This is a genomic window from Streptomyces sp. NPDC055078 (genome assembly GCF_053607985.1).
In genome coordinates this window covers 1-5,108 of sequence record NZ_JBSGUP010000601.1, presented here as the reverse complement: position 1 = coordinate 5,108, position 5,108 = coordinate 1, and the positions used below count along the sequence as shown (strand labels likewise).

4 protein-coding genes are annotated in these 5,108 nt (G+C 73.6%); 1 reads left to right on the top strand and 3 read right to left on the bottom strand.

The features are described 5' to 3' along the window. Nucleotides 1-50 precede the first annotated feature (50 nt). Nucleotides 51-1,160 carry a potassium channel family protein gene (locus ACWF94_RS33005; RefSeq protein WP_453497007.1) on the top strand — a complete coding sequence of 370 codons (1,110 nt, stop codon included), beginning with the start codon at nucleotides 51-53 and terminating at the stop codon, nucleotides 1,158-1,160. Nucleotides 1,161-1,417: 257 nt separating this feature from the next. Here ACWF94_RS33005 and ACWF94_RS33000 read toward each other — a convergent pair whose 3' ends face one another. The 3 genes from ACWF94_RS33000 to ACWF94_RS32990 all read right to left on the bottom strand — a co-directional run. After that, nucleotides 1,418-2,875 (bottom strand): molybdopterin molybdotransferase MoeA, encoded by a 1,458-nt coding sequence (locus tag ACWF94_RS33000; RefSeq protein WP_453497004.1) that lies wholly within the window; start codon nucleotides 2,873-2,875, stop codon nucleotides 1,418-1,420. Further along, nucleotides 2,872-3,852 carry an NTP transferase domain-containing protein gene (locus ACWF94_RS32995; RefSeq protein ID WP_453497001.1) on the bottom strand — a complete coding sequence of 327 codons (981 nt, stop codon included), beginning with the start codon at nucleotides 3,850-3,852 and terminating at the stop codon, nucleotides 2,872-2,874. The genes ACWF94_RS33000 and ACWF94_RS32995 overlap by 4 nt, the downstream gene beginning before the upstream one ends. 311 nt (nucleotides 3,853-4,163) lie before the next feature. After that, a partial coding sequence (locus tag ACWF94_RS32990) for a dihydrolipoamide acetyltransferase family protein (RefSeq protein ID WP_453496998.1) occupies nucleotides 4,164-5,108 on the bottom strand: 945 nt, incomplete at its 5' end.

The window sequence follows — 5,108 nt, the reverse complement described above, 5'->3', positions numbered from 1 at the left end:
GTGCCGGACGGCGTCCCGCCCGGCCGGACCGTCATCAGAGGGGACATGGGATGAAGGACGAGAGACAGCCGCCGCCCAAGGCAGGGAAGTTCTCGATCCTGCGCTCTCTCTGGTACCGCTCACGCAGTGAGGCCAGAGACGACGACGAGGCCGGGCGTTCCATCACCATGCCCGCGCAGGCCACCGTGCCGCCCCTCCAGCAGGTGCTGCGGCGGCTGTCCATGGCCCTGCTGGTCCTGGCGGTCACCACCCTGCTCGTCTGGCTCGACCGGACCGGCTACAGCGACAACGCGGACGGCAAGGTCGACTTCCTGGACGCGGCGTACTACACCACCGTCACCCTCTCCACCACGGGCTACGGCGACATCGCACCCGTCAGCGACGGCGCCAGGCTGACGAACATCCTGATCGTCACCCCCCTGCGCGTGGTGTTCCTGATCATCCTGGTCGGCACCACCCTTGAAGTCCTCACCGAGCGCACCCGCCAGCAGGTACGCGTCCACCGCTGGCGTTCCCGGATGCGTGACCATGTGATCGTGGTCGGCTACGGCACCAAGGGCCGGCATGCCATCGAGACCCTGCGGGGACAGGGCATCACCAAGGACAAGATCGTTGTCGTCGATCCGCAGCGCGCGGCCGTGGACGCCGCCAGCGCGGACGGTCTGGTGTCCGTGCTCGGTGACGCCACCCGGAGCAAGACGCTCCTCAAGGCCGAGCTGCAGACCGCCGCACGGGTGATCATCGCTCCCCAGCGGGACGACACGGCCACCCTGGTCACCCTCACCGCGCGCCAGCTCAACAAGCGTGCGGCGATCGTCGTCGCCGTGCGCGAGGACGAGAACGTACCGCTGCTGAAGCAGAGCGGCGCCGACACGGTGGTCACCAGCTCCAGTTCCGCCGGGCGACTGCTCGGGGTATCGATGGCCAGCCCCCATGTCGCCGACACCCTGGAGGACCTGATGACCCGGGGCAGCGGGCTGAACCTCGCGGAGCGTTCGGTGACCAAGAACGAGATCGGGCGGTCGCCCCGTGAGTGCGCCGACCTGGTGGTGGCGGTGGTGCGCCGAAAGCGGATGCTCGACTACGCCGACCCCGAGTGCGCGAGCCTTCAGTTCGGCGACCGTTTGATCACCATCAGCCGGGAGGAGCCCACCTACTGATCGGCCCGGCCGACCGAGCCCCCCGGCTGAACGGTCCCGTCCGACCGGCCTGCGGGCCGACCGGTCCCGGCCGACCGAGCCCCCCCGGCTGAACGGTCCCGTCCGACCGGGCCGCGGGCCGACCGGTCCCCGATCGGTCCCATGGGACCCGATGCCCGCACTTCATTGCATTTTCTTGTTTCACGTGAAACACCCGACGGGCGGGACGCCCGACCGTGCGACACGGCAGCGAACCACCGGTCGCGAGCAGCACCGGGTCAGATGTCTCCGGGGGCGAACACTCCCCCCGGTGTCCACGGCAGATCCAGCACCTCCAGCTCCGCGCCCGCCTGCCCACCGCCCGGGGGGACGACGGCGAGCCCATCGGCGGCGGCGATCCCCCGCAGCATGGCCGGACCGCTGTAGCGCAGCGGCACCAACTGCTCATCGCGGTGGACGAACGGCACCAGCCGGGTGTCAGCCGGATGCCCTTGCACCGCCTCGCGCAGGGGTGCCAGGTACGGGACCGGGGCCGGCAGCCCCGCGAGCCCCCGCAGCAGTGGTTCGGCGAGCGTGAGCAGCGCCGAAACAGCCGCGAGGGGGTTTCCCGGCAGCCCCACCAGATATCTGGCCGACCGGTTCCCTTCCGGGGGGAGCGCGGCCAGCAGCATGGGGTGCCCCGGCCGTACGGCGACTCCGTCGACCAGCGGTTCGGCGCCCGCCTTGCGCAGGACGGGGTGGACATGGTCGACCGGTCCCGCGGCCGTGCCCCCGGTGGTGACGATGAGATCGGCGTCGGAGGTGGTGACGGTCTCGTAGAGCGCATGGGCGTCGTCGCCGAGGCGGCGGGTGGCCACCACCTCCGCTCCGAGGACACGCAGCCAGGGACCGACCATCGGGCCGAGCGCGTCACGGATGAGGCCGTCGTGCGGAAGGCCCTCGGTGAGCAGCTCATCGCCGAGCACCAGAATCTCGACGCGCGGCCGGGCCACCACGGTCAGCTCCTCATAGCCTGCGGCGGCGGCAAGGCCCAGCACCGCCGGGGTCACCAGGGAGTCGACGGGCAACAGTTGATCGCCCGAGCGGCACTCCTGCCCCCGGGGCCTGATGTCCTGCCCCGGGTACACCGCCCCGGTCGCGTACAGCAGCCGCTGGTCCGCGTCGGTACGGGCCAGTTCGCTGCGGATCACCGCCGTGGCCCCGGCCGGGGTACGGGCGCCCGTGGCGATCCGTACCGCCGTACCGTCCTCCAGCGGCGGTACGGGACCACTCCCGGCGTGGATCGAGTCACGGCCGTGGACGGCCCAGGGGCCGGGCCCTGCGACGGCCCAGCCGTCCATGGCGGAAGTGTCGAACGACGGCAGATCGCACTGCGCGGCCAATGGCGCGGCGAGCACCTGCCCGACGGCGCGCTCCAGCGGCACTCGCCGGGTACGGGGCGGTGCGGTACGTCCGGCCCGCGCGGCCACTTCCCTGGCCCGCGGCCAGGCGGTCGCGCCGCGCCGCTCGGTGGCGGGTGCCTCGCCCCGCTCGGGCGCTCCGGCCGGAGCGGGCCGCGACACACCGCCCACCAGGGCAAGGGCCTCCTCGACTCCGTCCGACTCGGCTTCGGTCCTGCTCCTCGTCCCGGTCTCGGGCTCGGTCCGGGGCTCGGTCCCGGACTCGGGCTCGGCCGCCCGGTGCTCACGCGCCCGGGGCTCGTCGGGGGTGTCGGCCCCGCTGTCCCGCCCGTTCATCCCGCGCCGTCCCGGCCTGGCGCGGCGGAACCGGGGTCCGGCGAGTCGGCCCGCCCGGCCCCTTCCGTCCTGGCCCCTTCCGTCCCGGCCTCTTCCGTCCCGGCCTCGGCTTCGGCTGCCCAGCGCGCCGCGAGCGCGGTGGCCTTCCGGGTGGCCTCGGCGATCGCTTCGGGGCCGCCGGTGCCCGCCGAGGCCGCCGCGTACCCCACCAGAAAGGTGGTGAGCGGGGCGGCGGGCCGGGCCACGCCGTGGGCGGCATCCCGTGCGAGGTCGAGCAGGGCGCCGGTGTCGACGTCGAGTTCGATGCCGAGTTCATCCTTGACCGCGGTGATCCATTCGTCCAGCACGTTCCCATGCTCCCTGATCCGGGCCCTGGCGGCGGAGATGTCCTGCCAGGTGTCGCAGTCGAAGGCGGCCGACTCCAGCGCGCCGACCCTGGTGACATCCAGTTCCTGGGTCAGCAGCCGCAGCGGAAGTCCGGCAGGACCGCCGTACTCGGTGGCGATCAGCGCGAGTTCACGGCGCAGCGGCTCGATGCGATACACGCCGACGAGGGGCTGATCACGGCCGTCGGCATCGGTCAGCAGCGCCGCCTCACGCCCGCTCGCCAGCAGGGCACCGACCAGCCGGCGCACGGTCGGCTCCCCCAGGAACGGCAGATCGGAGGAGAGGACGAGCACGGTCTCCGACTCGGCGCCGAGCCTGCGCACCCCGGCGTCCAGCGCGGCGAGCGGGCCGCCGCCCGGCGGGTCCTCACGGGCCCAGTCAACGGGCCGTGCGGTGGGCCGGCGCCCTCCGACGACCACGGTGCGCCGCGCCTGACGGCAGGCTCCCAGCACCCGGTCGAGCAGCGTCCGCCCGCCCACGCTCAGCCCCGGTTTGTCGGCCCCGCCCAGCCGCTTCGCCGCCCCTCCGGCCAGCACGACGGCATCGTAGGGGGCCGGCTCTGACGTCTCGGTGCCCGGATTCGCGCTCATCTCTGCAGTATGGTCCGCCCGCCCGGACCACCGGCCTCATGGGCCGCCCGGCCCTGGCTGTCCCGCCGGTACGATCCCGGGTTCCCCTCCGGTACGGTCCGGGGCTCTCCCCCGGTACGGCCCTGGGTGCCCGCCGATACGGCCCGGCCGTGCCGCTCTGCCCCGGAAGGCCGAGCCACCACCCGGTGCCAGGAGCCCGGAGCCCGGAGCCGGGAGCCCGGTGCCCCGGGGCGAGCCGCGTGCCGGGACCCACCGCGCGCCCGGACCTCTTCCGTTCGGCAGGACTCACCGCGAGCCCCGGCGCACCCGTCTCAGAGGCTGCGCAGCAGCACCGCCGGGCGCTCCACGCAGTCGGCGACGTAGCGCAGGAATCCGCCCGCCGTACCGCCGTCGCACACCCGGTGGTCGAAGGTGAGCGAGAGCTGGACGACCTGGCGTACGGCCAGCTCGTCCTGGTGGACCCAGGCCCTGGGCACGATGCGGCCGATGCCGAGCATCGCCGCCTCCGGATGGTTGATGATCGGCGTGGAGCCGTCGACACCGAACACCCCGTAGTTGTTCAGGGTGAAGGTGCCGCCCGTCAGCTCGCCCGGGGTGAGCTTGCCCTGACGCGCGGACTCGGTCAGCCGCCCGAACTCAGCCGACAGTGACTCGGCGGAGCGGTTCTGCGCGTCCCGGACGACGGGGACGACCAGACCGCGGTCGGTCTGCGCGGCGAACCCCAGATGCACATCGGGCAGGCGGACGATCTCCCGGGCCGCCAGGTCCACGGTGGAGTTCAGCTCGGGGTAGCGGTCCAGCGCCGCCGTGCAGATCCGGGCGAAGAGCGCGATGAGCGAGATCTTCGGGCCGCCCGCCGCGTTCATCGAGGCCCTCGCCGCCATCAGTTCGGTCGCGTCCGCGTCGACCCAGCAGGTGGCGTCCGGAATCTCGCTCCGGCTGCGCGACAGCTTGTCGGCGACGGCGCCGCGCACCCCGCGCAGCGATATCCGCTCGCCCCGCGCACCTGGTGCGCCAGGGGCGGTGGCGGGCGCGACGGCCGGCTCGGGCGCCGTCGGCGCGGCGGTCCGCATCGCGTACTCGACGTCGGCGCGCAGAATCAGCCCTTCCGGGCCCGATCCCGCCAGCTCCCGCAGATCCAGCCCGTTCTCCCGCGCCAGCCGCCGTACGAGCGGCGATATGACGGGCACGGGCCCGCTCCGCGCGGTCCCGGAAGACGCCGGGGCGACAGGGGCCGGAGCGGCGGACGCAAGAGC